The organism is Roseateles sp., from assembly GCF_039929605.1.
Taxonomy (GTDB): domain Bacteria; phylum Pseudomonadota; class Gammaproteobacteria; order Burkholderiales; family Burkholderiaceae_C; genus Pelomonas.
Genome location: NZ_JBDSQX010000172.1, coordinates 19,337 through 46,161, shown reverse-complemented (window position 1 = coordinate 46,161; position 26,825 = coordinate 19,337). Strand labels below are relative to the sequence as shown.

The 26,825-nt window shown below is 69.1% G+C and carries 20 protein-coding genes and 1 pseudogene; 7 read left to right on the top strand and 14 right to left on the bottom strand.

Going from position 1 to position 26,825, the window contains the following annotated elements; all coding sequences use genetic code 11:
• Positions 1-4: 4 nt before the first annotated feature.
• Positions 5-5,662 carry an MG2 domain-containing protein gene (locus tag ABIS05_RS23265; RefSeq protein WP_348010476.1) on the bottom strand — a complete coding sequence of 1,886 codons (5,658 nt, stop codon included), beginning with the start codon at positions 5,660-5,662 and terminating at the stop codon, positions 5-7.
• A gap of 197 nt (positions 5,663-5,859) precedes the next feature.
• Here ABIS05_RS23265 and ABIS05_RS23260 point away from each other — a divergent pair, with 197 nt between their 5' ends.
• Complete coding sequence (locus ABIS05_RS23260) at positions 5,860-8,127, top strand: beta-glucosidase (protein ID WP_348063345.1); 2,268 nt, start codon at positions 5,860-5,862, stop codon at positions 8,125-8,127.
• A 22-nt stretch (positions 8,128-8,149) separates the two neighbouring features.
• Here ABIS05_RS23260 and ABIS05_RS23255 read toward each other — a convergent pair whose 3' ends face one another.
• From ABIS05_RS23255 to ABIS05_RS23240, 4 genes and pseudogenes are all read right to left on the bottom strand, one after another.
• A complete protein-coding gene (locus ABIS05_RS23255; protein WP_348063343.1) occupies positions 8,150-8,521 on the bottom strand; it encodes a DUF2283 domain-containing protein in 372 nt (123 codons plus the stop codon).
• A 12-nt stretch (positions 8,522-8,533) separates the two neighbouring features.
• Positions 8,534-8,911 (bottom strand): annotated as a pseudogene (locus ABIS05_RS23250) (VOC family protein).
• Positions 8,912-8,938: 27 nt separating this feature from the next.
• Positions 8,939-9,610, bottom strand: a complete 672-nt coding sequence (locus ABIS05_RS23245) for a YitT family protein (RefSeq protein WP_348010473.1) — start codon at positions 9,608-9,610, stop codon at positions 8,939-8,941.
• Positions 9,611-9,638: 28 nt separating this feature from the next.
• The gene (locus ABIS05_RS23240) at positions 9,639-10,046 is read right to left on the bottom strand and encodes a hypothetical protein (RefSeq protein ID WP_348010472.1); all 408 of its coding nucleotides are present in this window, start codon (positions 10,044-10,046) and stop codon (positions 9,639-9,641) included.
• Positions 10,047-10,432: 386 nt separating this feature from the next.
• Between ABIS05_RS23240 and ABIS05_RS23235 the strand changes: the two genes are divergently transcribed.
• Positions 10,433-11,434 (top strand): hypothetical protein, encoded by a 1,002-nt coding sequence (locus ABIS05_RS23235; protein WP_348010471.1) that lies wholly within the window; start codon positions 10,433-10,435, stop codon positions 11,432-11,434.
• A gap of 124 nt (positions 11,435-11,558) precedes the next feature.
• On the opposite strand, the gene ABIS05_RS23230 is transcribed toward ABIS05_RS23235, so the two are convergent.
• The 4 genes from ABIS05_RS23230 to ABIS05_RS23215 form a co-directional block, all read right to left on the bottom strand.
• Positions 11,559-14,729 (bottom strand): efflux RND transporter permease subunit, encoded by a 3,171-nt coding sequence (locus ABIS05_RS23230; protein ID WP_348010470.1) that lies wholly within the window; start codon positions 14,727-14,729, stop codon positions 11,559-11,561.
• On the bottom strand, positions 14,726-16,036 hold the full coding sequence (locus tag ABIS05_RS23225) for an efflux RND transporter periplasmic adaptor subunit (RefSeq protein WP_348010469.1): 1,311 nt from the start codon (positions 16,034-16,036) through the stop codon (positions 14,726-14,728). Before ABIS05_RS23225 ends, ABIS05_RS23230 begins: the two co-directional genes overlap by 4 nt.
• Positions 16,033-17,265 carry a TolC family protein gene (locus ABIS05_RS23220; RefSeq protein WP_348010468.1) on the bottom strand — a complete coding sequence of 411 codons (1,233 nt, stop codon included), beginning with the start codon at positions 17,263-17,265 and terminating at the stop codon, positions 16,033-16,035. The genes ABIS05_RS23225 and ABIS05_RS23220 overlap by 4 nt, the downstream gene beginning before the upstream one ends.
• 74 nt (positions 17,266-17,339) lie before the next feature.
• Complete coding sequence (locus ABIS05_RS23215; RefSeq protein ID WP_348010467.1) at positions 17,340-17,723, bottom strand: hypothetical protein; 384 nt, start codon at positions 17,721-17,723, stop codon at positions 17,340-17,342.
• Here ABIS05_RS23215 and ABIS05_RS23210 point away from each other — a divergent pair.
• Positions 17,722-17,931 carry a hypothetical protein gene (locus ABIS05_RS23210; RefSeq protein WP_348010466.1) on the top strand — a complete coding sequence of 70 codons (210 nt, stop codon included), beginning with the start codon at positions 17,722-17,724 and terminating at the stop codon, positions 17,929-17,931. The two genes, ABIS05_RS23215 and ABIS05_RS23210, sit on opposite strands and share 2 nt — an antisense overlap.
• 100 nt (positions 17,932-18,031) lie before the next feature.
• Here the strand turns inward: ABIS05_RS23210 and ABIS05_RS23205 are convergent, their stop codons facing one another.
• Positions 18,032-18,751 carry a tetratricopeptide repeat protein gene (locus ABIS05_RS23205; RefSeq protein WP_348010465.1) on the bottom strand — a complete coding sequence of 240 codons (720 nt, stop codon included), beginning with the start codon at positions 18,749-18,751 and terminating at the stop codon, positions 18,032-18,034.
• Positions 18,752-19,023: 272 nt separating this feature from the next.
• On the opposite strand from ABIS05_RS23205, the gene ABIS05_RS23200 reads away from it, so the two are divergent.
• Both ABIS05_RS23200 and ABIS05_RS23195 read left to right on the top strand, forming a co-directional pair.
• Positions 19,024-19,458 (top strand): putative toxin-antitoxin system toxin component, PIN family, encoded by a 435-nt coding sequence (locus ABIS05_RS23200; RefSeq protein ID WP_348010464.1) that lies wholly within the window; start codon positions 19,024-19,026, stop codon positions 19,456-19,458.
• Entirely contained in the window at positions 19,446-19,661 is a 216-nt protein-coding gene (locus ABIS05_RS23195) for a toxin-antitoxin system HicB family antitoxin (RefSeq protein ID WP_348010463.1), read from the top strand. Before ABIS05_RS23200 ends, ABIS05_RS23195 begins: the two co-directional genes overlap by 13 nt.
• Before the next feature lie 229 nt (positions 19,662-19,890).
• On the opposite strand, the gene ABIS05_RS23190 is transcribed toward ABIS05_RS23195, so the two are convergent.
• The 4 genes from ABIS05_RS23190 to argC form a co-directional block, all read right to left on the bottom strand.
• A complete protein-coding gene (locus ABIS05_RS23190) occupies positions 19,891-20,205 on the bottom strand; it encodes a 1-deoxy-D-xylulose-5-phosphate synthase (protein ID WP_348010462.1) in 315 nt (104 codons plus the stop codon).
• Positions 20,206-20,224: 19 nt separating this feature from the next.
• Positions 20,225-21,583 (bottom strand): alpha/beta fold hydrolase, encoded by a 1,359-nt coding sequence (locus ABIS05_RS23185; RefSeq protein ID WP_348010461.1) that lies wholly within the window; start codon positions 21,581-21,583, stop codon positions 20,225-20,227.
• The gene (locus tag ABIS05_RS23180; protein WP_348010460.1) at positions 21,580-23,997 is read right to left on the bottom strand and encodes a hypothetical protein; all 2,418 of its coding nucleotides are present in this window, start codon (positions 23,995-23,997) and stop codon (positions 21,580-21,582) included. Before ABIS05_RS23180 ends, ABIS05_RS23185 begins: the two co-directional genes overlap by 4 nt.
• A 70-nt stretch (positions 23,998-24,067) precedes the next feature.
• Entirely contained in the window at positions 24,068-25,006 is a 939-nt protein-coding gene (gene argC / locus ABIS05_RS23175; protein ID WP_348010459.1) for an N-acetyl-gamma-glutamyl-phosphate reductase, read from the bottom strand.
• Positions 25,007-25,051: 45 nt separating this feature from the next.
• On the opposite strand from argC, the gene ABIS05_RS23170 reads away from it, so the two are divergent.
• Together ABIS05_RS23170 and ABIS05_RS23165 are read left to right on the top strand one after the other, a co-directional pair.
• Positions 25,052-25,582: an alpha/beta hydrolase gene (locus tag ABIS05_RS23170; RefSeq protein WP_348010458.1), complete on the top strand. Its 531-nt coding sequence runs from the start codon at positions 25,052-25,054 to the stop codon at positions 25,580-25,582.
• Between the two features lie 14 nt (positions 25,583-25,596).
• Positions 25,597-26,487 (top strand): ParB/RepB/Spo0J family partition protein, encoded by an 891-nt coding sequence (locus ABIS05_RS23165; RefSeq protein WP_348010457.1) that lies wholly within the window; start codon positions 25,597-25,599, stop codon positions 26,485-26,487.
• The last annotated feature ends 338 nt before the right edge of the window (positions 26,488-26,825 follow it).

The following is a 26,825-nucleotide window of genomic DNA, read 5'->3' as shown; positions in this document are numbered from 1 at the left end:
TGCCTCACGGCTCGATGCCGAACACCGCATTCGGTGCCTCGCCAAACACCTCCGGCGCGTACATCGCTTCCACACGCGTGGGCGACAAAGTGAACTGGCCGGGGTTGTTGAGGCGGATCGTGTATTCGAGGCTGAAGTCGCCGCGCGGCACGTAGCGGTAGAAGGACTTGAACGACGTGAAGTCGCGCGCCTGGTACAGCGGCCAGGCGTTGCCCGTGCGTTGCTCGCCCGCCAGGGCGGCGGCGGAATCGCGGCCCAGGCCGTTGCCGAGGATGCTGGCGCCGGCCGGCACCGGGTCGTCCAGCACGACCCAGCTCATGTCGGCTTGGGCGCGGACGCTCAGGCGCACGCGCGCGATGTCGCCCACATGCCATTGCCCCGGCACCTTCTGCTGCACGGGGGTGATGCTGCGGCTCACGCTGTAGCCGGCAGCGCGCGGCGCCGTCAGCGGCACGGCGGCACGCACCTCCACCGAGGCCCACGGGGCGCCTGCGCCGTCGTGCTGGATGTGTAGCGCGTCGCTGGCCTTGCTTAGCGGGGCGTCGAACGACTTGCTGCCGGGCTCGTCCCAGCTCAGCGTCTTGCGTTGCTGGCCCAGCGCGATGCGGGTCTCGCCGGCCACGGGCACCGGCTCCAGCAGCCGGGCGAAGGCATCGACGGCCAGCGTGCCCCAGGCGTTGGCATTGGTGGTGGCCCAGGCGCCGTTGTTCTGCTGGCGGCTCAGCAGGCCGGTCAGCAGGCGTGGCAGGTCGGCTTGCCAGTCGGGCAGGTCGGCCACGGCGAGCAGCAGGCGGGCGGCGTCCACGTCGCCGTGGCTCATCAGCCACCACCAGTAGTCGCGGGTCTCGGTGGAGAAGCTCATCCGGTGCCCCTGGTAGGTCAACCGGGCGCGCAGCGCGTTCCCCGCCGCCCCCAGCAAGGCCGGCTGTGCATCGGTTTTCCTCAGCACCGTCAGCCAGTCGATCAGCATGCGGGTGGTCCACTCGTCGGGGTCGACGCGGATGGCGTCGAGCTGCCCGGGCGCGAGCCGCTGGTAGCGCGCAAGCGTCGCCAGCGCGCCGATCCTGCGCGCCAGGCCGTCATCCCGGGGCGCCCAGAACACGCGCTTGATGCGGCCCGCCGCAAAGCCTTCCAGCCCGGCCAGCATGCGCTTGCGCTCGGCCTCGGGAATGGGCCAGCCCGACGTGTCGGCCAAGTCCAGCAGATGGCTCGTCAGCGTGTCGCTGCCCAGCCGCGCGAGGGTGGACTCGGGCGGGAAGTAGTTGGCCAGGCCGTCTTCGTCCAGATAGCGCGGCAGCTCCGCCATGGCCGCATCCCAGGCCTTGCGGTCGTGCATGCCGACGGCGCGTGACACGCTCTGCTCCAGGCAGTGGTAGGGGTAGCTGGCGAGCCAAGCCTGCACGCCGCCAAGTTGGCCAGCCAGCGAGGGCAGCAGCTGCACGCTCACACGGGCGGTACCGGCTACGGCACCGGCGCCGTCGAAGCCGAACGCCGGCACGTCAAAGCTGCCGTTGACCTGGGCCAGCGTGGCGGCCTGGACGGTCACGGGCACAGCGGGTTCGACCTGCTGCGTGGTCTCCAGCACGTCCTGCCGGCCGTCGCGGCCGCGCTCCTTCGCCGCGAAGGTCCAGCTCAAGGCCTTGGCCCCGGTGGGCACGCGAACCTCCCAACTGAGCTGACGCGCCTCGCCCGCGGCCAGGCGAACGGCCTGGGCCGGCAGTGCGGCCTGGCCGGAGAGGCCGGCGCTGGCGTCCAGCGTGATGGGGCCGGCGGACGTGTTGCGCACCGTCACCAGCGCCGCAAACCGGTCGCCCTCGCGGACGCGTGGCGGCAGGCCGGCGGTGAGCTGCAGGTCCTTCATCACGTCCAGGTGGGCCGCGCCGGTGCCGAACTCCTCGCTGCCGGCGCTGGCCACCGCCACCAGCCGGAAACGGCTCAGCCCGTCCTTGATGGGAAAGCTCACGACGGCGTCGCCGTTGTCGTCGACGGGCACGTCGGCCTGCCAGTACAGGAGAGCGTCGAGCAGGGCGCGGGCCGGCGGCGGCGCGGCGGCGGGGCCCGTGCCGGGGAGCTTGCCGGCCTGGTCTGCGACCACACGTTGCGCACTCTGCAATGCACTCCGCTGCCCCGTGACAGTCACAATCCCGGCGGCCTTGTCAGCCGAGTGCTGGAGGAAGTCCATGAGCACGCCCTCCGCCGAGCGCAGCATGGCTCGCTCGTCCACCGCAGGGTTCATGACCAGGCCGCTGGTCGTGTGCACCCTGTGCAGGCGAGGGGCCTGCATCCGGGCCAGCAGCTGCCAGCTCGGGTTGCCCTTCAGGCTCAGCAGCGCTTCGTCCACCGCCACAAAGCTGAGCTTGCGGGCCGCCGGCAGCGGCTTGCCGTCCGGCGTCGCGACGTGGATACGCACCCGGGCCGCATCGCCGGGCTGGTAGCGCCGCCGGTCGGGCGTGAGGCTGACCCGCAGCGCATGGGCCTCGGTGGACACCATCAGTTCGGTGATGCCCGTGGCCATGGCTGCCGGCAACGGCCCCGCGTCGGCATCCAGCGCCAGCAGCGAGACCGACACATTGCCCGCCCATTCGCGGCGAATGTGCAGCGGGATGCGGGCCTGCGCCGCGTCCAGCGTGAGCACGCGGGACTCCAGGACACCCCGGCGCTCAAGCGTCAGCCACACGCGGGACCGCTTGAAGGGGCTGGAGACGGCGAGGCTGGCCATCTCACCCTCGCGATACAGCGTCTTGTCGGCGCTCACGAACAGTGGGCCGGCCGGCAAGCGCTGCGCATTCGCATAGATGGGCACGCTGTAGGCGGCGGCCACCCTGCCGTCCGGGTCCGTTGCGGCGGCCTCGAACTGGTAAACCCCGGCCTTGCGGGGCACGAAGCCGCACACCAGCTCGCCCTTGGCATCGGTCAGGCCCTTGCAGACCTCGCCCAGGTCCTCGACGTCGCCAGAGCCGTAGCCGTCCCTGCGCTTGGCGCTCACGCTCACGGGCTGCCGGCCGCGCCGCGCCCCGTTTTCGTCGAGCACCAGGCTTTGCACTTCCAGCGGCCGCTGGACCGCGACCGAGCCTCGCGTGCGCACGCCAACCGTCAGCAGGCTGGGCAGCACGTCAAAGCCTTGCGATACGGTCTGGGCCTCGCCGTTGGGGTCCTGGTAGCTCAATTCGGCGCGCAGCACATAGGGCCGTGCGCGGCTGGGCAGCGCGAGCAGCGTGGCCTGCGCATGGCCCTGGGCATCGAGCTGCAACGACTGCATGTCCAGCAGCAGCTGATCCGGTTCAGGCTTCGCTGCGGCCGCCTCGTCGAGGAAGGCCGGCATGTCCGCATAGCCATCGAGCAGAGCGGACTCGCGGTCTCCCCACGCCCGGGCATAGACCTTCAACGTGACGGGCCAGTGCTGCGCCGCGCCGCCGTCGGCGTGATGCAGGCGCAGTTGCAGCGTCGGCGCCGCGCCGAAGATCAGCCGGGGCGCCTGGATGGCGCCCAGCATGCCGGGCAGGCGAAAGGCTTCGACGGCGAATGCCGCCGTGTCGTGGTCGGTAACGTTCAACGACGAACCCTCGCCGAGCTTCAGCAACACCGTGTAGCTGCCCAAGGGCGCATCACCGGGCAGCTCAAAGCGGGAGAGGCCTTCGCCGGGCGCGATCTCCTCCAGCGGGACGGTCCATGTCTTGCCTGAACCGAGATGAACCATCGTCGCGCTGCGGGGAAGCTCGCCTGCGGCCAGCCCGGCGATGTTCTCCCGCCGGACCACATGCCGCATCGACACCGTCTCGCCCGGCTTGAACAGGCTGCGGTCCAGCACGGTATGCGCCCGGACGGTCGTCCCGCCCCAGGTTTCGTGGATGCCGTAGCTTGCTGCGTCGAGCAGGCCCGTCCAGCGGCTGTTGGCGACCGAGACGTCCCGCTCGCCGTCGGGCCAGGTGTGCCGGGCGACGACCGTCACGCCGGCATCGGGGGGCTTGCTGCAGATGGCGAGCGACCTGCGGTCGATGGACGCCAGGCCGTTCGCATCGCTCCGGCCCTGCCAGACAAGAACGCCGTGGCAGTCGTAGGCCCTGAGGTCCACTGCGGCAACCGGGGCGCCACCGTCTAGCTGCGTCACCCACACGGCGCTGTTGGCCTCGGCAACCTTCAAGTGCACGGCCAGCCGCGTCAGCAACACCGCCACGCTGTCGTACGCGGGGGCGGCATCGCCCTGATCGGCGAACGCCTGCAGTTCAAGCAGATGCAGGCCCGCGCCCTTGAGCGCCACTCGCCCACCGCGGGCCTCGGAAGAGGCCGCAGCCTCCACGGCCTGCAACGGGATGGCGGCGGCGTCGCCCAACAGAGGCGGATCGACCCGCCCGCGCGGGCGCCAGGCGTCGGGCATCGAGAAGTAGTGGTGCACGCCGTCATTGGCGCCGCGCAGCCCCATCCACTGCAGGATGAGCTTGTCTGCCGCCTCGCCGCCATCGCCCGCCCCGACGACCTTGGCGCGCACGGCAGGCCGGGTGGCCGCGCCCTGCAGGAAGACCGGGAACGGGTTGTCGGCCTGAAGCGGCCGGATCGACACCGTGGGCACCGGGAAGTACGCCAGCCCCAGCGCAGGCAGCGTCTTGATGCTGGCGGGCCGGCGGTCACGCGCCAGCTTGCGGCCCGCGTCGTCCACGAAGTCCTGGCCCGGCCAGTGGATCTGGTACTCGGCGCCGGGCTGGAAACCGTCTTCGAAAGTGACCGTGCCGCTGGCGCCGGAAGTCAGCGTTGCCGGCCGAACCGTCACCGTGCCGGGGCGCAAGCCCTGCCCTACGTCCAGCTTGATCTCGCGAAGCAGGGCTGCAGGCATCGCCGCGTTGAACTCCAGGGCGATGGGGAAGTTGGCGGCGCAGTCGCCATCGGGCTGCAAACGCCTGCATGCCACGGTCACGGCCGGCAGCGCGCGAGCCGTGTAGCTCATCACGTAGGGCTTCAAGGTCGGGCGCACCAGCCGCAGCGTGACGGGCCTCTCGGGCGCCAGCGCAAAGGGACAGCGCACCGCCTCCAGGCGGTCGGGCGCCTCCCACATCCAGCTGGCCTGCTTCTTCAGCCCGTCGCGCACCTCGGTCGGCAGGTGGACGGCCGGCGCCTCGGGATGGCCGGGGGCCTCGCAGCGCACGTCAGTGGGAGTGCCGCCCAGGGGATGGGTGTAGCGCAGCAGAAAGACCTGGTCCTCCGCGACCCAGGCCGCGCCGTGGTGGGGGTAAACGCCCGCGACGTTGCGCTTCATCTCATCGGTCAACGCCGGCAGCTGGAAGCGGAACGCCAGCGGCTCGCCCACGGCATGCCCGGCCAGGGACGTGAGCGCCGGCCTGACGCGGAACTCGCAGGCCCGGCCGTCACGCGTCTGGTCCTTCAGATCCTTCAGATCCATGACCCAGGTGCGGTCATCCACCCAATGCGCCTCACCAGCGAGCCCGCAGTCCACGTCGAACGGCCCCGGCGCAGCCACCTTGCCCATAGGCACCATGGGCTCGCTGAACGTGGCCCGGACCTGCTCCGCGCCCGGCACCTGCCCCTGCGGGCTGAAGGTGAGCACCCGCGCGACGGGCTCCACCGCACCAGCGAGCAGCGGGGCCATGGCCAGCACGCAGGCGGCGAGCATCCGCGTGGCAAAAGGCCGTGCTGCCGGGGTGTTAGGCATGCTGTGTCTCCCTGTATTTCTTTGGGGGCCGATTCTGAGGGCACCGAGGCGTTCGTCCGACACGGCAACGAGCGCTGCGCCCGGCCAGCTGACGGCAGGGTTGAACGACAGCCAAAGCCGGCCTCAGCCCTGTAGAGTCCGCCCGCCCTCTCAGCTCTTGAAGGCGTCCACACCTCCGTGGTGGAGCGCTACCTGCCATGACATCAATGCACGCCTCCCTGCTCGCCACGGCTGTGGCGCTCGCCCTCAGTGCCGCCGCACCGACCCTGCTCGCCGCCGACGCCCAGCCCTGGATGAACAAGGCCAGGACGTCCACTCAGCGCACCGAGCTGCTGCTCCAGGCGATGACGCAAGAGGAGAAGCTGCTGCTGGTGTTCGGCTACGCCTCGGGCGACCAGCTCGCGCAGGTGGACGCCAGCGTCATCCCCGGCGTGAACGCCAAGGAAGTCATCACCAAGGTGATCCCTGGCTCGGCCGGCTACATCCCCGGCATCCCGCGCCTGGGGCTGCCGGCGCAGTTCCAGGCCGACGCTTCCATCGGCGTGCGCAACCCCTACCTGGAGCGCACCTCCCTGCCCTCGTCCCTGGCCACCGCCGCTAGCTGGGACTCGCGCGTGACCGAGGCGGGCGGCCGGATGATCGGCCTGGAGGCGCGGCTGTCGGGCTTCAACATCATGCTGGCGGGCGGCGTCAACCTGGCGCGCGAGGCGCAGAATGGCCGCAACTTCGAATACACCGGCGAGGACCCGCTGCTGGCCGCCGAGATGGGCGCCGGGCTGATCCGCGGCGTGCAGGCCAACCACATCATCTCGACGGTCAAGCACTACCTGATCAACGCGCAGGAGACCGGCCGCAACATCGTCAGCGCGCAGATCTCCGAGCCCGCGCTGCGCATGAGTGATGCGTTAGCTTTCGAGCTCGCCATCGAGAAGTCCAGCCCCGGCTCGGTGATGTGCTCGTACAACCGCATCAACGACGTCTACGCCTGCCAGAACGACAAATGGCAGAACCAGGTGCTCAAGCGCGACTGGGGCTACAAGGGCTACGTCATGTCCGACTGGGGCGCCGTGCACTCGACGGTGCAGGACGCCAACGGCGGGCTGGATCAACAATCCGGCTTTCCCTTCGACAAGGTCGCCCACTTCGGCAAGCCGCTGAAAGAGGCCATCGACGACGGCTCCGTGCCGCAGGCGCGGCTGGACGACATGGTGCGCCGCATCCTGTGGGCGATGTTCGACAAGGGCGTGGTGGACCACCCCCTTGGTGACGCGAAGACGGCCGGCGCCATCGCCAATGCCATTGATTACGCCGCCCACGCCAAGATCTCGCAGCAGGCCGCCGAGCAGTCGCTCGTGCTGCTGAAGAACGAGGCCGGCGTGCTGCCGCTCTCCCCTGATGCGATGCCCAAGCGCGTCGCCATCATCGGCAGCTACGCCGACAAGGCCGTGCTCGCGGGCGGCGGCTCCGCCGTCGTCACGCCCATCGGCGGCAACGCCGTGCCCGGCCTCGGCCCCGGCGGCTGGCTGACGCAGGTGTGGCAACCGTCGTCGCCGATGAAGGCGCTGCAGAAACTGCTGCCGGCGACGCAATTCGCCTTCGATGCCGGCACCGATGTAGCCGCCGCCAGCAAGGCCGCCGCTGCGGCCGATGTCGCCATCGTCTTCGTCCACCAGTGGACGGCCGAGTCGCTGGACGCGCCGTCGCTGAGCCTGGACGGCAACCAGGACGCCGTCGTCAGCGCGGTGGCCAAGGCCAACCCGAACGCGGTCGTCGTCGTCGAGAGTGGCGGCGCCATCCTCATGCCCTGGGCCAAGGATGTGAAGGCCATCCTGGCGGCCTTCTACCCGGGTGCCAATGGTGGCGAGGCCATCGCCCGGCTGCTCACGGGCGCCGTCAACCCGTCGGGCCGCCTGCCCCTCACCTTCCCCGCCAGCACCGATCAACTCGTCCGCCCGCAGATCGGCGGCAAGTCAGAGGGGCCGCTGTTCACGGTGCGGTACACCGAAGGCGCGGCCGTGGGCTACAAGTGGTTCGACCTGCACGGCCACAAGCCGCTGTACGCCTTTGGCCATGGCTTGTCGTACACGAGCTTTGAGCTGGGCGGCTTGGCTGCCAGCCAGGCCAAGGGGCAAGTGACGGTCAAGTTCTCGGTCAAGAACAGCGGCAACCGCGAGGGTGCCTCGGTGGGCCAGGTCTACGTCAGCGCGCCGCAAAGCGCCAAGTGGGAGGCGCCGCGCCGGCTGGTCGGTTTCGACAAACTGGCGCTGAAGCCGGGCCAGACCGGCACCAGCGCCGTCACCATCGATCCCCGGCTGCTGGCCACCTTCGACGAGGCCACGGGCGAATGGGTCATCGCGCCGGGGAGCTACGAAGTGCAACTCGGCGCAGGCTCGGACGACATCCGCGCCACCGCCAAGTTGTCGCTGACGGGCCGCCGGTTCACGTCTGCGCAGCTGCGGCGCTAGGGTCTGCGGCCAACCCTGCGGATCACACGTCGTCGAAGGAAGATGGGGTGACACCGAACGCAAGGAGCTGTGCTGCATGCGGTGAAGCGGCCAGCAGCTCAATGCCGGTGATTCGGTCAAAGTTATCGACGTCCACGTAGACCCAACAAGGATGATCAACCGACACGGTGCGGCCATGCCGCGTGCCGATGATGTTCTGCTCGACGACATTCAACGTTTCCGCAGACCTGACGCGGATGTAGCCCGCTTCGCCGCTGCTGTCGTAACTGCACGAGGCCACGGTCAGGTCAAGCACCTGAGCAGCCAAATGCGGCTCACCGCACGCGGCGAGTGCCAAGCGCAACTCTTCGGCGAACTTCGGAAAGACCTCGACCAGCGCAGCGTGCTTCGTCACCTTTGACAAATGTCACTCCGCTGCCGCGTGGCAGACCGCTTCGATGTTGTGCCCGTCCGGGCCGATGACAAACGCGGCGTAGTAGTTCGCGTGGTACTTCGAGCGCAAGCCCGGCGCGCCGTTGTCCTGGCCACACGCCGCCAGCGCGGCCCGCTAGAACGCATCGACTTGCTCGCGCGTCTCGGCCACGAACGCCAGGTGCAGATGCGCCGGTTTCTCGTCCGTCTGGAACAGGCACAGCGTCGCCACCTGGCCCTTGGCGTACAGCTCGATGCCGTACGCCGGCTCGCCCTCGCCGCCCGCCACCACACCGAGCGGCGCCAGGGCCTGGACGTAGAAGGCCTTGCTGGCGGCGTAGTCGCTAACGCCGAACTTGACGTGATCGAACATCAGGTCTCCTGAAGCGGCCCTGCGGCGTCAAACGCCGAAGTACCTGCCCGGCTTGTGATTGAGGGCAAGAATCGCCCCAATGGTGACCGCACCAAGCACCGATTGCGCAACTTTGCTCGGTGGAACGACGAGCAGGGCCGCGAGGACGACGAGGACGTCGACCGACATTTGCACCTTGCCGGCACTGAACCCCCGCGACTGTTGCAGCCATTGCGCCAGGATGTTGACGCCCCCGACGCTCGCGCGATGGCGCAGGAGTGCCAGCAAGCCGAAGCCGATGAGGCAACCCCCAAGCACAGCGGCAGCCCACGGATTGAGCAACTCGAAGCGGACAACCTGTGGTGCCAAGGCGGTGCACACGGACACCATCACCACGGCAAGGAAGCTCTTGCCCGTGAACTCCGCACCGAGACGGAACCAAGACAGCACGAAGAAGGGCAGGCTGAAGAGGAAGAAGAACAGCGCCAGACTGCCGCTTGTGGCGTAGCTGACGAGAAATGCAAGTCCTGCAACCCCGCCGGTGAGCAGGCCTGCGTAGGAAAACATCGTCATGCCGAGTGCAACGAAGAGCGAGCCCGCCACCAGCGCATGGCCATCGTCAAGCCAGGAGTGTTCATGAGACGTTTGCGAGCTTGCTTCCATGCAGGCTTTGGAAGCATGGCGCATGCCACCGTGCAGCCCGGTGACATGGCCGGCCATCACCGAAAGCGCTCATCCAGCCAGCAGCTCAGCGCGACGCCAACAGCGCCTGCACCCGCTTCATGCCCGTATCCGCCTGGACCGTCAGCGGCGACTTGCCCGTCAGCCAGGTCGCGCGGATGGCTTCTGCCTTGGCCTTGTCGTCGGCCGTCAGCTGCGGCTCGACCTTGGCGATCTGCGCAAGCAATTCCTGTGGCGGCTTGGGCGTGAGCTGCTTGAGCACCAGCATCAGCGCATAGCTCTTGGCAGGGTCGGGCGAGGCATCGCCCGACAGGTGGTGTGCCAAGAGGGCCGTCGCCTGCACCTCGCCTTGGCGGGAAGCGCGCTCCCACCACAGCGTCGCGTTCTGCAGGTCCTGCTGCTTGCGATAGATCACGCCAACATCCTGCTGCGCCAGCACATAGCCGGCCTCCGCCGCGCGCAGCTTGAACTTCAAGGCCGCGATTGAGCGCAGCGGGGAGGGGCATCTTGCCCGCAGCTTGGGGTCAGCACGGCGAACCCTAAAGCAGGCAGCGTCATGGTCAACCAAACCAAATGGAGAGCGGTTGGTATGTGTTGGGGTTCACTGCGTTCACCCCATTACCTATCGGTATGCAGGACGGCCGAGAGGTCCGCGCGTGAAGCCGGCACGCGGGCGAGTTCAGCGACGCCCTGTCACAGCGGACCAGCATCCCGGACGCCTGCTCGCTGCACCGCGCGTAGCACTCATTGATCGGCGCTCGGGCCATGTCAGGGATACCCCTAAACCGCTTGCCCAAGCCGCCTCCACAATGGATGCGCCGTCGCCTGGCTCCCCTGAGCCTCCAGCAAGGAAACAGCACTATGTCCGCCGTCCCCGGTTTGTTCCTGCCCGCCGCCCGCCGCGCACCACCGCTCTACAGCGTGCCACTCGCCCAGCAGCGGTCACTGACTCTCCAGCGGCAGCCGAGCGCGGTGAGCGCGCTGATCAGGACGTCGGACATTCCGATGCACGAGGTGGCGGCCAATACCGTGGTCCTGCGGTTCGTCCCGTACCCGCCCAGCTTTCCACTGAACTATGCCGGCGTCATGAGTGTGCCGCCGGACATCCAGACAAGCGGCGTCGGCGGCTTCTCGCGCAACAACCGCTTCACCGGCGCCCGGCCGGACGGCAGCCTCGGGCTCAATGGCTCCTACTGGGGCCTGCCTGATGGGGTTGCCGCCGAGGATTTGTACTACTCCTGCCTCAAGGGCTGGGATGGCAGTGGTCCGATGCGGCTACTGGCCCGCACAACGCCGATGGCCGTGCAATGGCAGCGGGGGTTGCTTGGCTATGGCGTTGATGCCGAGATTCCGGAGCAGTTGGTGTTCTCCGGCAATTGCTGCACTGACGTGGTGGTCGCCCGCACGATCCGCAACATCAGCAGCGTCAACCTCAACTTGGGCGACCCGTTGGTGCACCAGTCGCTCGATGCAGTGAACTCGCGCTGGCGCCCCCTGCTGGATTCGCTCCAGTACAACTCAATCCAGGAAGGCATTGCAGATCCGTACTTCCCAGAATTTGCGCGCGCCATCGCACACGCGGCCGCAGAAAAATACAACCCCGATGCCATCTGGGCGCAGTCCGCCCGCGTCGAGGCCGCCTCCGGACTGACTGGCTTCGACCCGTCTGCGGCCAGCAACTTGGTGCTCGTCGGCGAGGGACGCACGACGCTAACCGACCGGCTCGTAGGATTGGGCGTGATTCAGATCCGCTCGGACGCCGCCGGCGTCAGCGCCAGCGTTGAACCGATCCACGGCAAGGGGGCGCGGTTCGACGACGGCGTGGAGCGGTCGCTCGTACCTGTTGCGAAGACGAGCGAGTAGTCACGTTGCTCGAATCCTGTCGGCTGGGCCGCCTTTAGCCGCGCTCGCTCGCAACCCATCGGACAAAGGCGGCCACCCAGCTGCCGCTGGCGCGCCTCAAGTTCATCTCCGCCCAGCTGCAGCGCTAGCCCGTTCCTGCCGCCCGCCCCGACGCCGCCACCTCCCGCACGCGGCGGCGCAAGCGCCAGCGATGCAGCAGATACCAAGCCGCTGGCACGACAAGCATGCTGAGCAGTGGGGCGCTGACCATGCCACCCACCATCGGCGCGGCGATGCGCGTCATGACTTCGGAGCCGGCGCCGTGACCGAACAGCACGGGCAGCAGGCCGGCCATGATGACGGCGACCGTCATGGCCTTGGGCCGCACCCGTTGCACCGCGCCCTCGCGGATCGCGGCCAGCAGCGTTTGCTCGTCGTCTTCCGCCCCGGCCGCCAGGCGCTGCTGATGGGCTTGCTTCAGGTAGACCAGCATCACCACGCCGAACTCTGCGGCCACGCCCGCGAGCGCGATGAAGCCCACGGCCGTTGCCACCGAGATGGCATGGCCCAGCGCCCAGATCAGCCAGAAGCCGCCCACCAGCGAGAACGGCACGGCCGCCATGACGAGCACGGCATCTGCCGCTGAACGGAACAACACATAGAGCAACACGAAGATGACCACGAGGGTCAGCGGCACGACCAGCTTCAGTCGCTCGGTGGCGCGTGCCAGGTACTCGAACTGGCCCGACCAGGACACCACATAGCCGGCCGGCATGGCGACTTGCGCCGCCACCGCCGCCTGCATGTCGCGCACCACGGAGCGCAGGTCGCGGCCTCGCACGTCGACGTAGACCCAGCCCGACGGGCGCGCGTTCTCGCTGCGGATCATCGGCGGCCCCTCTTCGAGGTGGATGCGGGCTACGTCCTGCAGCAACACCGTGGCGCCGGTGAGCGTCACGAAGGGCAACTGGTGCAGTCGCTCCAGCGAGTCCCGCAGCTCTCGCGGGTAGCGCAGATTGATGGGGAAGCGCTCGCGCCCCTGGATGACCTCGCCGACGTTGTCGCCACCGACGGCGGAGGACACGATGGCCTGCACGTCCGCCACGGCAAGGCCATGGCGGGCCGCAGCCAGGCGATCGACATCGACATCGACATAGCGCCCCCCGGTCAGCCGCTCCGCCAGCGCGGAAGACACGCCAGGCACCGCCTTGACGACCGCCTCGATGCGCGCGGTCAGACGGTCCAGCGCCGCCAGATCCGCGCCTGCGACCTTGATGCCCACCGGGCTCTTGATGCCGGTGGCCAGCATGTCGATGCGGTTGCGGATGGGCGGCACCCACACGTTGGACAGCCCCGGGACCTTGACGACGCGGTCCAGCTCTTCGACCAACTTGTCCGGCGTCATACCGGCGCGCCACTGCGCGCGCGGCTTGAACTGGATCGTGGTTTCGAACATCTCCAGCGGCGCCGGGTCGGTGGCGGTGTCGGCCCGCCCGGCCTTGCCGAAGACCCGTTCCACCTCGGGCACCGTCTTGATCAGGCGGTCCGTCAGCTGCAGAACCTCGGCCGCCTTGGCCACCGAAATGCCCGGCAAGGCCGATGGCATGTAGAGCAGGTCCCCTTCATCCAGCGGCGGCATGAACTCGCCGCCGAGCCACATCACGGGCACCGCCGTCACGGCCAGCACCAGTGCGGCGGCCGCCAGCACGGCCTTGGGAAACCGAAGCACAACCTCGAGCGTGGGCCGATACGCCGCGATGAGCCAGCGATTCACCGGGTTGGCCGTCTCCTTCGGGATGCGGCCCCGGATCAGGTAGCCCATCAGCACCGGCACCAGCGTCACCGACAAACCCGCCGCCGCCGCCATGGCATAGGTCTTGGTGAAGGCCAGCGGCGAGAACAGCCTGCCTTCCTGGGCCTCCAGCGTGAACACCGGCAGAAAGGACAGCGTGATCACCAACAGCGAGAAGAACAGCGCCGGCCCAACCTCCACGGCGGCCTTCGCCATCAGCGCCCAGCGCTCGGCGTCGCGGGGCTGGCGGCCGTGTTGCGCCTCGAAATGCTCGATGTGCTTGTGCGCTGCCTCCACCAGCACGACGCTGGCGTCCACCATGGCACCCAGCGCGATGGCGACGCCGCCCAGGCTGAGGATGTTGGCGCTGACGCCTTGCCAGTGCATGACGATGAAGGCGGTGAGCACGCCCACGGGCAGCGTGATGAAGGCCACCAGCGCCGAGCGCAGGTGAAACAGGAACACCACGCAGACCAGCGCGACGACGATGAACTCCTCCACCAGCTTCTCGCGCAGGTTGTCGATGGCGCGATCGATGAGCTTGGAGCGGTCATAGGTTTCGACCACCTCGACGCCGGGTGGGAGGCTGGGCTTCAACGCATCCAGCCTGGCCTTGACCGCCGCGATCACGGTGCGCGCGTTCTTGCCCGAGCGCATCACCACGATGCCTCCCGTGACCTCGCCCTCGCCGTCCAGCTCGGCAACGCCCCGGCGCAGCTCCGGGCCGACCTGGACGAAGGCGACGTCACGCAGCAGCACCGGTGTCGCGCCCACGACCTTCAGCGGGATGGCACGGAAGTCGTCGAGCGACTTCAGGAAGCCGGTCGAGCGCACCATGTACTCCGTCTCGGCCATCTCGACGACGGCCCCGCCCGTGGCCTGGTTGGCCTTGCGCAGCGCGTCGACCACCATGGCATGCGTGACGCCCTGGGCGCGCATGCGATCCGGATCCAGCACGACCTGGTACTGCCGCACCATGCCGCCCACGCTGGCCACCTCGGCCACGTCAGCCACGGTCTTGAGCTCGAACTTCAGGAACCAGTCGTTCAACGCGCGCAGTTGCCCCAGGTCGTTCTTGCCGGTCCGGTCCACCAGCGCGTACTCGTAGACCCAGCCCACGCCCGTGGCATCGGGGCCCAGCGCAGCGATGGCTCCCGGCGGCAGCTTGCTCTGAACCTGGTTGAGGTACTCCACCACGCGTGAGCGCGCCCAGTAGGGATCGGTCTTGTCGTCGAAGAGGATGTAGACGAACGAGTCGCCGAAGAAGGAGTAGCCGCGCACGGTCTTGGCGCCGGGCACGCTGAGCATGGTGGTCGTCAGCGGATACGTGACCAGATCCTCCACCACCTGAGGCGGCTTGCCCGGGTAAGTGGTGCGAACGATGACCTGGGTGTCGGACAGGTCAGGCAAGGCATCCACCGGCGTGTGCAACGCCGACCACAGCCCCACCGCGACGAGGAAGGCCGTGGCGATGAGCACCAGCACGCGGTTGGCGATCGACGCACGGATGAGGGCGGCGATCACTGCGCGCCCCCTGGCCTGGGCGTCGGCATCTCGGCCGGCGCCGATGCGGCTGATGCGGCCGAGGTGGCCGATGCAGCGGCCATGCCGCCCAGCACCGAGCGCAGGCGAGCTTCCGAATCCACCAGGAACTGCCCGCTGGCCACCACCTGATCGCCCTCGCTCAGGCCTTCGACCACCTCGAACCGTTCGCCCAACTCAGCACCCAGCTTGACGTCCCGCGGCTCGAAGGCGCCGTTGGCCTTGCGCACGATGACGACGGCCCGGGCGCCGGTGCGGATGACCGCCTCCGCCGGCACCACCAGGCGCGAGACGCTGGCGCCCGCCACCTGCAAGCGCAGCAGCATGCCCGGCGTCAGCTGGCCGGCCGCGTTGTCCACCTCGAAGCGCGCCTGCAGCGTGCGCGTGCTCGGGTCGACCTGCGGAAGGATCTCCGTCAGCGTGCCCTTGAAGCTGCGCGTGGCATCCGATTGCAGCGTCGCCGAGACCTTCTGCCCCGGCCGCAGCTGAGCCACCTGGGCCTCGGGCACCTCGATGACGGCCCAGACCTTGCTCAGGCCGGCGATGCGGAACAGCGTCATGCCGGGGCTGACCGCCGCGCCGTCTCGCACGCCGAGTTCTGCAATGACTCCGCCGACGGGCGCACTCAACGTGTAGCGCGCCTGCGCTGCGCCCGCCTCTTCGCTTCGACGAACCAGCGCCTCGGGCACGGACATCGCCCGCAACCGCTCGCGCGCCGCCGCGATCAGATCGGCGGCCGCGCCTGCCCGCTTCAGCGCCAGCAGCTCGTTTTGCGGGCCCAGCCACTCGGGCGCGAACACGGTGGCGAGCGCGTCGCCCTGGCGAACCCGTTGCATCGGCGCACGCACATAAAGCCGCTCGACGAAACCGGCGACACGGCTTTGCACGGCCACCTGCAGCCGCTCGTTGAACTGCACGGTGCCCACGGCGTCGAAGCCGGACGCGACGTCGACCCGCGTCACGGCCGCCGTGCGAATGCCCAGGTTCTGCTGCACGGTGGCGTTGATCCTGACGCCCCCATTGCCCGGATCGCCCGACTCATCGGCGTACACGGGCACCAGCTCCATGTCCATGAACGGCGATTTGCCGGGCTTGTCGAAACGGGGGCCCGGCACCATGGGGTCGTGCCAGTACAGGACCTTGGGCGCTGGCGCTGGCGCGGAGGCGGCGGTGGACGCTGGCGTTGCCGTCGGCGGCTTGCCGGCGCTGAGTCGACCGGCAAAGAAGGCTCCCGCCAGCAGGGCGGCGGCCGCGACGGCGACCAGCGTGAGGGCATGGGCGCGCTTCATCGTGCGGCTCCTTCAGGAACGGGTTTGAAGGCCAGTTGGGCGCGGGCCCGCGCCAGCTCGCGCTGCAGCGAGAGCAGCTTGCGTTGCGCGGCCAGTTCGGCGTCGCGTGCCTCGAAAAGCGCCACCAGCGGCGCCTGATTCGAGCCATAGCCGGCCGTCGCTACAGCGATGCGCTGGCGGGCCGGCTCCAGCACCGCTGCGCGGTAGCGCTGCAGGCGTTGCGCCCAGCGCTCTGCGTCGGTGGCAAGGCTGCGGTACTCGGTGGCGGCGACACGCTCTGCCTCGGCCAGGTTGGCCTGGGCTTTGTCGACCAGGGCCAGCTTGGATGCCGTCTCACGGTCCTGGCGCCGAGCCGGGGCGATGGGAATCGGAATGCTCACGCCGGCCGACACCATGTCCCCATAGCCCGTGCGCTGGCCGTAGGACAACGACCAGGTCCAGTTCGGCTGGCGGTTGGCTTGCGTGACGCTGGCCTCCTGACGAGCCAGCTCAACGTCGCGCTGCGCCGCGACGACTGCGGGATGGCTGGCGACGAAGGCCGGTTCGTCGGGTGGCGCCGCGAACGCCGGGGCCGCCAGACCTTCGACCGCTTCGCCGGTCCATCGTGAAAGCTGGATCTGCGCCTGGCGCTGCGCCTGCCTTGCCTCGGCAGCGGCATCCTCCGCAACGCCGCGTGCGCTGCTCATGGCGAGCGCCTCCTGGCCAGTGCCGGTCGCTGCGGCGAGCTTGGCTCGGGCGGTTTCAAACTCCTCCTGGCCATAGTGCTCGGCCAGGTCGGTGAGCTGCAGCGTCTCGGTGGCATAGAAGGCGTCGACATAGGCCAGCGCCGTTTGCAGGCGGGTCTCGGCGGCGGCGATATGTGCCGCCGCAGCCTCCCGGTCGACCGCGGCCTGGGCGGCTGCGCGCTGGGCGGCACGCTTGTCGGCAGACAACCATTCCTGACTGAGGCCCACGCGCTTCGCCGTCATGAAGTCGGCGGTGGTGGTGAACCGGTCACGACCGGTCGCCGGCACGTTGTCGATGCCCGCGCTCAGCACCGGGTCGGGCAGGCGGCCGGCGACGCGTGCGGCTTCGGTTGCACTCAAGGTGCCGGCCTGCGCCGCCTGCATGGTGGCTGAGCGCTGGACGGCGAGGTCCAGCGCCTGTTCGAGGGACAGGGCTGCCGCACCCGCCAGGGTGGGGAGCAGCGCGGCCGCCAATGCGGCCGAACGCAACGCAAGCGTGATCATGGGAACTCCGAAGACAAACAGCGTTTGCCGGCAGCGGTTTCACCGCGCCGGCGCCAGTCAGTCGACGGAGTGGCTCAGACGCGCAGCCTGAGCGTGGCGAGGAAGAGCGGGTCTGGCGGCGGGTGCGCTTCGCCCACGGCGCCCGGCGGCATCGCCGAGACCTCGTCGGCCTCTGCAAGCAGCGGCAGCGCCAACACCTGGATCAGCAGCGGCTGCGAAGCCGTGGGCAGCTTGACCGCCTCGAAGGACTGCCCGGCATCCGCCGAGTGCTGGTGGCACAGCCCAGGCAACTGCGAATCCATGCCGACACAGGGCGTGCCTGCTTGCAGCATGGAGGCCATCGCTGCCATGTGTGCCTGCTGCGGGCAGACGTATCGAGCCAGCGCCAGCTGGGAAAACAGCAGCGACAGCACCGTGAAGAACACGGTGGTCAGCTTGCGGGCGGCGCGGCGAGACATGGGCGGCAGTTTAGAGCCGGGGGCCGACATGGCCGCGTTGGGGTTCGTCGAGTACCGCGCCGAAGACCGGAACGTGCCCATCAAGGACTTGCACAAGATGAGCGACCGGCAGATCAAACGCGAAGCCGCCGTACACCCGCTGGCATGGGTGCGCACCGTGGGCACGCTGCCCTGGCAGCACCTGGTGGTGTTTCGCAAACCGGAGTAAGAAGCGCCCCGGCGGGCGAATGGGTCTTAGCGTCAGCGCAATTGTGGAGCTGACCTCGGCGGTCAGGACGTCGAACAAGTGGGCCGAACCCGGCCCGTTCTCAGCGCGACGCCAACAGCGTCTGCACCCGCTTCATGACCGTGTCCGCCTGGACCGTCAGCGGCGACTTGCCCGTCAGCCAGGTCGCGCGGATGGCTTCTGCCTTGGCCTTGTCGTCGGCCGTCAGCTGCGGCTCGACCTTGGCGATCTGCGCAAGCAACTCCTGTGGCGGCTTGGGCGTGAGCTGCTTGAGCACCAGCATCAGCGCATAGCTCTTGGCAAGGTCAGGCGAGGCATCGCCCGACAGGTGGTGTGCCAAGAGGGCCGTCGCCTGCACCTCGCCCTGGCGGGAAGCGCGCTCCCACCACAGCGTCGCGTTCTGCGGGTCCTGCTGCTTGCGGTAGATCACGCCGACATCCTGCTGCGCCAACGCATAGCCGGCCTCCGCCGCGCGCAGCTTGAACTTCAAGGCCTCGGCCTGGTTCACCGGCACCACGCCCGGAAACTGACCCGCCAGATAGCAGCCCACCTTGTAGGCCGCCAGCTCATGCCCCGCCGCCGCCTCGGTGAACAGCTTGTAGGCCGCCGGGTTGTCGCGTGCCGTGCCGATGCCGTTGTTCAGGAACATGCCCAGGTGGTACTTGGCCTCGGCGTCGCCGCCCTGAGCAAGCGCGGACAGCTTCTCGAACATCGCTGCCTGCGACGGGGTCTGCGCGGGCGCTGCCGGGCTGAGAGCCAGGGCGATGGCGACGGACGCAACGAGACGGCTGAGTGCGGGCATGGGTTCCCGAGTGGCGCCCAGGCGCTGGGCGGCGGGATGGTAACGCTGCGGTTCGGCGCAGCGGGGCGTCGCGCCTCCCTTTGACCTACCGGGGCTTGCCGGCAGATCGGGGAGCTGGTGACCCTAGATCCGGCAGTTGACCGCTCGCTACTCATCGAAAGTCTTGACGCATCAACGCCTTGCGCGTTGCTCGGCGTTCACCACTTCGGTAGGCAGCGCTGCGCGCCCAACTGCCGGATCTAGGGTGACAGCATATGTGCTATCTTTTTGCGATGCCGATCATCGTTGTCGACACCAACATCCTTGTCGCCGTGCTGTTGCCAGGTGGGGCCAGCGCGCGGGCGGTGCTCAGGGCCTGTCTGACGGGCCGCTACCAGGCGGTGCTGGGGCCGGCGCTGCTGGCGGAGTACGAAGACGTGCTGGCGCGCGATGCCCTGTTTGAGCGCTCTGCACTGAGTGCCAGCGAACGCGGCGAGGTGCTCGATGGCTTCTTGAATCGGTGCCGCTGGGTCGAGGTGTTCTACGCCTGGCGGCCCAATCTGCCCGACGAGGCCGACAACCACCTCATCGAGTTGGCCGTCGCCGCGCAAGCCGACGTGATCGTGACGCGCAACCTGCGTGACCTGTCGCGCGGTGAGTTGAAGTTTCCCGGGCTCCAAGTCCTGACGCCCGAGCAATGCCTGGAGGTGTTTCCATGTCCACCCTGACCATCCGCCTGCCCGACGACAAGCACGAGCGCCTCAAGGCCCTGGCGCGCGCCAATTCCATCAGCGTCAACAAGCTGGTGGACGAACTGGCAACCGTGGCGCTGGCGAACTACGACGCGCGGGTGCGGTTTGAAACCCGGGCCGCACGCGGCAAGCCTGAGCGGGCGCTGGCGCTGTTGGACAAGCTGGACAGCGCCGGGTGAGGCCGGCGATGCGCTGACGCTCTCTGGGCTGGAGTTCGCGCGGTCGAATTGCAAGGTGGGGGTTTAGATTTACGGCCTGACCCCGAACCCTGCTTAGGTTCAAGTTAGGGATTTAGATTAAAGACCTGACCCCTGGCTTTTTGGTGACGCGGCATGACACCAGCACATTGAGGACGAGCCAGACCACCAGGATGACGAGGAATTCGGGCATGGAAGAGGGCCGGGCGCGCTAGCTAGCTTGTGTCAGATGCGTGGACTCCGGCCGACCTCGGATTTCCGTCCAGTACGCCAGCCTGGCATCCTCGTCGATCTCCACGGCGCCGCCGTACAGCTTGTCCCCGCCCCGCCTCTTGGGCCCGGATATCCAGTAGCGCGCGCCGGTACCTTCTTCGAAGCAGTTGTACTTGTAGCCGGACTTCGTCTTCAGGAAGCGCCGCCCGGCGTAGGTGTATGAGCGCGCCGAGCGCGACATTTCCACCCAGCCAATGCGGCCGTGGCCATCCAGCCCGGCGGACTTGTCTTCGATGTACATGATGCGTTTCATCGGCCTGCCCCTGCTCCGCTCAGCGCAGCCGCCCATCCAGCCAACTCAACACCCGCAAATCCTGAAAGTAGTTCGTGTGATGCGTCTCCGCACTCACGCCCAGGTCCTCCCACTGCGGCGCCGCCAGCGTCAGGTCGCCCAGCTTGTTCATCGAGGCGCTGTCCACCACCAGATCGTTGGGCTGGTCGAAGATCAGGTCGGCGCCGTAGTACATCGCCTGGCCCTTCAGGTTCGTCACGCGCTTCCACAATTTCCACAGCGGCTCGTTGACCTCGCTGGGCATGAAGCTGCCGCCGATGGCGCGCACCTCGGTGCCGGCGGGCAGCGGGTAGAGCTGGTCCAGCTCCAGGTTGTTCTTGACGCGGCCCTGCGCCAGCAGCCCGGGCACCAGGCCTACCGCCGCGTCAGCGAGCGGCGTGCGGGCGCCCAGCTCCAGCACCTTGCCCAGCACGCAGGCCAGGCCGCCCACGCCTAGGGCCAGTGCGGCCAGTCCCGGTGGCGCGACCTTGCGGGCTTGCGCGGCGGCCTCGGTCACCGCGTCGGCAAAGCTGGCCAGCGTGTCCAGCGCCTGGCGCAGCTTGTCGGGCGCGGCGAGCGACGTGCCGGCCAGCGGCGTGCCGACGAACAGCGCCTGGCGGGCGCGCAGCTCGGGCGCCATGCGCAGCAGCCAGGAGATGACCAGGCCGCCACGGCTGTGGCCGACGAAGTCGAACTCGGCGGGGCAGGGCGTAAGCGCATCCCGCAGGGCCAGCGCGTTCAGCCACGGCGCGACGCTCAGCGTCGGGTGGTCGAAGGCCAACACGGCGTTGTAGGTGCCGCTGGCGTCGGCCAGGCGCTGCAGCAGCGTCTCGCCGTCCACCGTGGCGGTGAACTCCTTGGCGTACATCGCGCTGGCGCTGAAGGTGCCGTGCACGAGCACGAGCACGCGGCCCTTCAGCGCGGCCAGCTCGCCGGCCGCGAGCGGCGCCCAGGCCTGGCCGTTCCAGCGGCGCAGGCCTTCGCTGGGCGACGTGATGGCGGCGAGCACCGGGTTCAGCCGGCGGTCCAGCCCTCGCAGCGCGTCGGTCAGCTGGTTGGCGCCCAGCTCGGGAAAGGCGATGCGCTGCACCGTCTCGCGCGACTCCGGCGCAAAGGCGCGCCAGCTGCGCCGGCCCTGCGTGCCGAGCTGGCGCACGGGCGGCTCGTAGACCCAGCGCAGCAGGCCGTCGTCGCCATCGCTGCGCAGCAGGCGCACGGCGGCGCGGCCGTCTGCGGCGCTGGCGTCGAAGCCGCGGCGGCGGCGCTGCTGGATGGGCGCGCGGCCCGCCTCGCCGCCGGGCGACGGCACGTCGAGCTGATCGCCGACCTGGGCCCACAGCGTCTGGCTAGCGGCGGTCATCGCTCATCCCTCAACAACGGCAACGGCGTGATCTGCCGCTGCCGCGCCGTGATGATGTCCAGCATGGAGTCGTAGTCGGCCCGGTCGCCGAGCGCCTCCACGCCGGCCTCGATGGCCTCGACGAAGCCGCAGTGCTCCGTCAGCCGCACCGTCTCGATGGGCACCAGCTTGCGGTCCAGGATGAGGCCACGCACTTCGTCCCAGCTGGCGCGGCCGGCATGCCAGGGCACGGCCTGCGCGTTGGCGGCCGAGCTGCCGCTGGCGTCGGCCTGCACGGCGCCGCTGTAGTTGCCGGTCATCTGCATGTATTCCTCGCGAAAGGACGGGTGGCGCCACCAGCCCGGCAGCGCATGGCCTTCGAGCAGGAAGACGACGGGGTAGATGTCCACCAGCTCCAGGCAGGCGGCAAACAGCAGCGCCAGGTCGATGCAGGTGCCGGCGCGGTCGGCCAGCACGGTGCTCGGCATGCGCAGGCGCTGCGAGTCCAGCTGCTTGCTGTAGCTGGGCGGCGGGTTGATGTAGCCGAGTTGCCAGTCGTGCAGCAGCGTGGCCCAGATGGCTTCGACCTGGCGGTCCACGCCGAGCAGCAGTTCTTCGTCGATGCGCGCGCCGGGCGTGACGGCGCTGTCGGGCACGCATTGGTAGCCCTCGAAGCCGGCCGTCGGGTCGTCGCGCAGCACGCGGTTGTAGCGCTGCGACTGCGACACCGCGCCCACCACGGCCGGGTCGCGCGGCAGCACGAACGACGGCAGCCACTGGCCGTCGCGGCGGTTGTCGCGCCACTGGTCTACCGGCAGCAGGCGCAGGCGGTGGCTGTCGTGATAGAGCACCTTGCTGCCCTGGCGCACGCGCACCTGCAGGCTGGTGTTGATGGCCTCGTGCACGCCGCGCGCCACGTCGGCCGTTAGCGGCACATGGATGTCCTTGGTGAGGTTCTCGCGCTCGAACTGCATGACGACGCGGCGCTCGTAGCGCGCCTCCTCGGCGCCCATGTGCACGGACACCTCCACGTCCACCGGCTCGGCCTGCTCGGGCGCGTCGCAGCTGAGCACGAAGCGCCGGAACAGCGGCTGGGCGTTGTGCAGCACGGCGTAGTTCAGCTCGGGGAAGGGCTCGATGGCGCAACGCACTTCGCTCGACGTCGGCTTGCGTTCTGCGGCAGCCATCGCGCGACGGGCCTCGTGCGCCGTGCGCGTGGCGGGGTCGACAAAGACGGGCCCGTCCAGCCACAGCGTCACGCCCGTCGCATCGACCGACTCGGGCAACGCCCGCACCTCCTCCCATACGGTGGCGAACGCGGCCGGCAGGTCGAAGCCGGTGGCGAACAGCTGGCGCAGCAGCTGCGTGATGGCGTACTCGGCCAGCGAGTCCTCGAAGGCGTCCTGGAAGCCCAGCGCCGCGCGCGTGGCGCCCTCGGCGATCAGCATGGGCGCCAGCCGCGCGGCGCTGTTCCAGACGTTGAGCGTCGTCAGGTAGGGCGGTGTCTTGCCCACCGCGCCGGCCATCGCCTGGGCCAGCGCCTGGGCGTGCACGAGGCGCGGATAGCCGTTCCCGCCGCGCAGCAGCAGGCCGTCCAGCACGCGGCGCGAATCGGCCAACAGGTCGTCGATGAGCTGCACGCGGCTCGGCGCGTCGGCGGCGTCCGAATCGGGCGCCTCAACAAGCGCGGTCTTGCCGATCAACATGCCCAGCTCCCGCAGGCCCTGGTGGCTGTCCATGCCGGCAACGTGCAGCAGATGCGGCGGCCGCGCGCTCAGCTCGGCGGTCAGCTCCTCCAGGCTCGGGTAGTTCAAAACACGCGGCGCCGGCACGTCGGGCGGCAGCGCGGCGGCCAGGTTCTTCAGCTCGGCGTCCACCGTCCAGCGCTCGCCCAGCTCGGTGGGCAGTGCGTTGACGAACAGCACGCGGAAGTCCTTCCACGCCGGGAAGACGACGGCCGCGCGCGGCACCGGCTGCCACGCGCCCTCCACCTCGTGCTGCACCTGCAACTCGCGGATGACCGTCAGCGGCTTGGGGCCGTCGGCAGCGGCGCGGCGCTGCTCGCGCGTGGCGGCGGCCAGCACGTATTCCCACGGGAAGATGCGGCCTTCCCAGCAGATGGCCTCGTGCGTGTAGGGCACGCGCACGACCAGCGTGTCCGCCTCGCCCAGCGCCTGCAGCTCGGCCGGCCCCAGGCCCAGGATGCGCAGCGTCTCGGCGGCGTCGGCCTGGTGTTGGTCGCGCACCTTGGCGTCACGCAGCCAGCGCTGGCGGGAGCGCAGCACATAGGTCCAGCGCAGCGCCTGCTGGGCCATGCTCTGGCGCGAGCGCTGGTCTACGCTGGCGAGGGTCAGGCCCAGCGGGTCGCCGGGGCTGGCGATGTGCACGGCGTCGAGCAGCTGCTCGTGCTCGGGCAACGGTCGGGTCTGGCCCACGGGCTCCTCCTGTCGTCAAGACCGGCGGAGTATCGCGACGCTGCGCTCCTGCGCAACGCCACGTTTCACCTCACACGAGACCGAGGCTTTCGTCCAGGCCCAGGTGCACGTTCATCGACTGCACGGCCGCGCCGCTGGCGCCCTTGCCGAGGTTGTCCAGGCGGGCAAGCAGCAGCACCTGCGTGTCCGACGCGAACACGAAGATGTCGACGCGGTTGGTGTCGTTGCAGGCCTGCCCGTCGAAGGCGCCGGCCTCCCCCTCGCGCAGCGGCTTGACGCTGATGAAGCGCTCGCCCTCGTAATGCGCGGCCAGCGCGGCCTGCACCTGCTCCGGCGTCGTGCCCGCCTTGAGCTGGCTCAGGTGCAGCGGCACGCTGACGGCCAGGCCCTTGTAGAAGCTGCCGACGATGGGCATGAAGACCGGCGGCGTCGCCAGGCCGGTGTGGGCGGCCATCTCGGGCAGATGCTTGTGCTTGAGGCCCAGCGCGTAGGGGCGCGGCGCCTGCAGGTGGGCGGGCAACGGCTGCTGTTCGTACTCGGCAATCATGGACTTGCCGCCGCCCGAGTAGCCGGTGATGGACGTGGCGCTCACCGCCGCATCGCGCGGCAGCAGGCCGGCGTCCACCAGCGGGCGCACGGCAAGGATGAAGGCGCTGGCATGGCAGCCCGGGTTGGAAATGCGCTTGCTGGCCTGAATGGCGCCGCGCTGGCCCCGGGCCAGCTCCGGCAGGCCGAAGGCCCAGCCCGGCGCCGTGCGGTGGGCCGTGCTGGCGTCGATGAGGCAGGTGCGGCTGTTGTTGACCATGAAGGCCGCCTCGCGCGAGGCCACATCGGGCAGGCAGAGGAAGGCCACGTCCGCCGCGTTGAGCAGCAGCGCGCGCTCGGCCGGGTCCTTGCGCTTGTCGGCGTCAATCTTCAGCACCTCGATGTCCGCACGCGCGGCGAGGTACTCGTGAATGCGCAAGCCCGTCGTGCCTTCCTGGCCGTCAACAAACACGCGATAAGTCATGCCCAGCTCCAAGCAAAATTCGGCCGCACAGGATAAGGGAAAACGATGAAGACACCGCGCGTACTGCTTCTCCCCGGCTGGCAGAACTCCGGCCCCGACCATTGGCAAAGCCGCTGGGAGGCGCTGCATGGCGACCAGCGCGTGGAACAGCACGACTGGGACTGGCCCCGGCGCGGCGACTGGATGGCGCGGCTGGACGAGGTGCTGCTGGAAAGCAACGAGCCCGCGCTGCTGGCGGCGCATTCCCTGGGCTGCCAGTTGGTGGCCGCCTGGGCCGAGCATTCGCAGCACACGGCCCGCGTGGCAGGCGCCCTGCTCGTGGCCCCGCCCGACACCGAGCGCGAGGACATGCCGCCCCAGCTGCACAACTGGCGCCCCATCCGCCGCCCGCGCTTGCCCTTCGCGAGCATTGCCGTCATCAGCAGCGACGACCCGTTCTGCGCGCCGGAGCGCAGCACGCAGTTGGCGGCCGACTGGGGCAGCAGCGTGGTCATCGCCGGACCACGGGGTCATCTGAATGCCGAATCCGGCCTGGGCGACTGGCCCGAGGGGCGGGCGTTGCTGATGAGTCTCTGAACGAGAATCCCTCGATGGTCACCAAGAAACCCAAAGGCCTCGGCCTCGGCCTCGAAGCGTTGCTCGGCCCCAAGGTCAGCGAGGCGCCCGCCACCGACTTGCCCACCGTCCTGAAGCTCGAACAGCTGCAGGCCGGCAAATACCAGCCACGCACCCGCATGGACGAGGGCTCGCTGTACGAGCTGGCCGAGTCGATCAAGGCGCAGGGCATCATGCAGCCCATCCTTGTTCGCCCCATCACACCGAACGGCGGGGTGAGCTACGAGATCATTGCCGGCGAACGCCGCTTCCGTGCCGCAAAGCTTGCCGGCCTGCGCGAGGTGCCGGTGCTGGTGAAGGCGGTGCCCGACGAATCGGCCGCCGCGATGGCGCTGATCGAGAACATCCAGCGCGAAGACCTCAACCCGCTGGAAGAGGCCCAGGGCCTGAAGCGCCTGACCGACGAGTTCGGCCTGACGCACGAGCAGGCCGCGCAGGCGGTGGGCCGCTCACGCAGCGCGGCCAGCAATCTGCTGCGCCTGTTGAACCTTTCGGCGCCGGTGCAGAACATGCTGATGGCCGGCGACCTCGACATGGGCCACGCCCGCGCGCTGCTGCCGCTGGACGGCGCCACGCAGATCACCACGGCTACCGAAATCGCCGCCAAGAAGCTCAGCGTGCGCGAGGCCGAGAAGCTCGTCGCCAAGCAGCAAGGCGCCGCGCGCCAGCAGCCGCTGCTGCGCGTGAAGAACGACAAGAGCCGCGACGTGTTGCGGCTGGAAGAGGAACTGGCCGACGCCCTCGGCGCGACCGTCGAGGTGCGTGTGAAAAAACGCAGCAAGCGCGGCCAGAGTGGCGAGCTGGCCATCCATTTCGACTCGCTGGATGCCCTGTCCGGCCTGCTCGACAAGCTGCGCGCCCGGTAGCGACCGGCGCCGCCGCCGCGTATTGCGGCAGCGTCCGACATCGGGCCAGGGTGATGCATCCAACGCCAGAATCGGGCCGGACCGTTGTGGTCTCGTGGCTTGTTCGGCACGGTCTGAGCAACACTTCTTCACCCTTGTCTGAGGGGCGCCACAAGGCCCCCATGTTCGTGTGTTTTGCCCGAGAAGTGCCAGGTCTTGCCTAAATGGCGGGCGTATGCTGGCCCGGCACCCTGTCAACGAAATACGAGGCTGGATTGTTGGTAGCCGTGTTGTTGGGTAGATAGCGGCTTATTCTTGAGATCGACTAAAGGCCAGCGGCGCCAAGCTGTTGACCAACG